At 30.5% G+C, this 2519-nt stretch carries 1 protein-coding gene; it reads left to right on the top strand.

The genetic code is table 11. From position 1 onward, the window contains the following. Positions 1-42: 42 nt before the first annotated feature. Positions 43-2519: leucine-rich repeat domain-containing protein (locus Q8L85_01535; GenBank protein ID MDP1723369.1), on the top strand; the 2477-nt coding region annotated here is incomplete at its 3' end.

Genomic DNA, 2519 nt, shown 5'->3' on the forward strand with positions numbered 1-2519 from the left:
ATGCATAAAAAATTATTTATATTTTCGTTATTCGTGAACACCATGTTTTCTGGAATTTCTTTTGCAATGGACAATAATGGGGGTGATCCATCTGACAGTAATAACAATGGAATGTTGCGAAAAAGAGAACGCGCTGCAGATGCCGAAGAGCCTAACAGCAAGAAAAAACAAACCGAAAACACAATAATTTTAAATAATCTTAATGCGAATGCTTCTGCCTTAAGCTTGCTGGATGAAACTAGTCGCGAATTTATAGAATTATTCCAATCACTTAGATTCAATTCTGATTGCGATGAAGAACAAAAGGAAGAATTTATCAAAGAAGTATTAGAACAAAACAATCCATTTTTGATTCTTCAAATGATAAAAAAAATTATCGATAATCGAAACCTATCTATAGATTTTGGTACAGATGATGACTTTTGGAGCTATTTAATTGCTGCCCTAAATACACTAGATTCAAAAAATTATGATGATTTCCTTGAAATCAGTAAAATATTTGACACAACAACAGATCCTTGGAATTCAGAGCATTATGCCGATTTTGTAAAGATATATAATTTGCTCAAAAATAAGTTTCCTTGTGGCAAAGGCGTTTACAATATTCTAAAAAGGTTAAAAGATGCCATTAAATTAGATTTATATCCTTACGAATTCAAAATTATTATTAAAGCGCTTTTAGGTACTAAACAATATATATTTTATCAAATTCCATTGATCGGCGCGTTTTGTAATTCTCCTTTTTACAATCGTGAACTTTTTGATTCTTTTATAGAAACACTTCGATCCCATTATAAAAGTGATGATTTTAAAGATAATGGTTTTAAAACGATTCTTGATCCAGTAAACGTGGAAAAAATGCTTGATCAGCGGCATAAAAAAAATATTAAGGCTTTGATACATCATTCAGAACAAATTATTAAAACCTTGGGTTTAGAAAAAAAAGATATTTATGATTCAGAATGTTTTTTTTCGCTTATGCAGCTTTTAAGGCAAGTGGATCCATTTAAGTATGACGCTATTATACGTCGTGCACTCAAAAGTAAATTCTCAAAAAATTCTTTTATTTATCGGTATGAAAAATTCAATGAACGATATTATCTTTCGTTGCGTGAATATCAAAATCTAATAAGTATACTCAATCTTATCGACCCTATTTATTATAATAAATTTGATAACGAAGTTTTTCAATGTGCTTATCATTTTACGCATGATAAAGGCTTTGGCCCTGATATTTTGGTAAAAATACTCTCTAGACTCCAAAATATTAAAGGAGATAAAACAAAGATAATGTATACAGATTCATTTATACAGTATGGTGATCAAATTAAAAAATTAGATGATTATATAAAACAATTAAAAGATAAAATGAATTTTGATGATATTCAACATATTAAGATTTTTCTTGATATAATAGAATTTAAAAATCATGATCCTTACTATTTTAAAACAAACATTTTACATTATATTAAAAATATTGGATTATCAAATGTTGATGATTTACATAAAATTATAAACACTTTATCTTATTCGAAAGACCCTAATCAAATTTTTAATCAAAAGTGTTTTGAGGTCGATCCTATTATACAGGACAGAGCTTTAGACAATAGAATTTTAAACATGCTTCAATATATCGACCTATTTCCCTGGTTAAAAAAAGTTCATGCCATACGTGGATACTTTCAGTTGCCTGATGCAATAACTAAGGTAACAGATTTAGAAATACTTGACTTTTCAAGCAGTTACGATTTTTTTGTGCCCGACTTAATTGGTAACTTGAAAAATTTAAAAGAGCTTCATATTTCGGGCGGTATATCGGTTTCTTTACCAAAATCTATAGGTAATTTGAAAAACTTAAAAGAACTTAGCATCAAGATAAAGACTCTTACTTCTTTGCCAGAATCCATCGGCAATTTAGAAAACTTGGAAACCACCTTTTTCGACAGATGCCAACTTACTTCTTTGCCTGAGTCAATTGGAAATCTGATTAATCTGCGCTATCTTTCTTTAGATGGTAATAATTTAACTACTATTCCTGCAAGCATAGCCAATTTAAGAAACTTAACTTACTTAGATCTCCAGGGGAATCCCTATCTTCTTCCAAGAAGTGATAATCCGTTGCAATGGGGTAAAGAAGAATTGCGTGCCCATTTTGGAGATCGACTCGAATTTGATGGGCCATTTTTGGAACCTATGCCAAACAAAACAAATAAAATGGATGTATATTCAGTTTTAGACAAAAAACCTTTGCGCATCAATCGTAGGGTTTTTACATCCAATAAATTACCTGATATCATCGTAGACAAAGTTTTTAACGGCCGTGAAATGCTTAATGTTTTAGAACAAATTATGGCGGATCTTAACTTTTACGATGATACAAAACCGGGCTATCTTTCCTATGAAATGCTTGCCAGTGATTTTTCAAGTGATGCCAAAAATCAAAATCTATCAAATCTTGATAAAGTATTTCAATACCTTGCGCCGCGTTTAACAGGCTATATCAGGGCCCTTTATAGATT

Source organism: Alphaproteobacteria bacterium, from assembly GCA_030680745.1.
Classification (GTDB): domain Bacteria; phylum Pseudomonadota; class Alphaproteobacteria; order JAUXUR01; family JAUXUR01; genus JAUXUR01.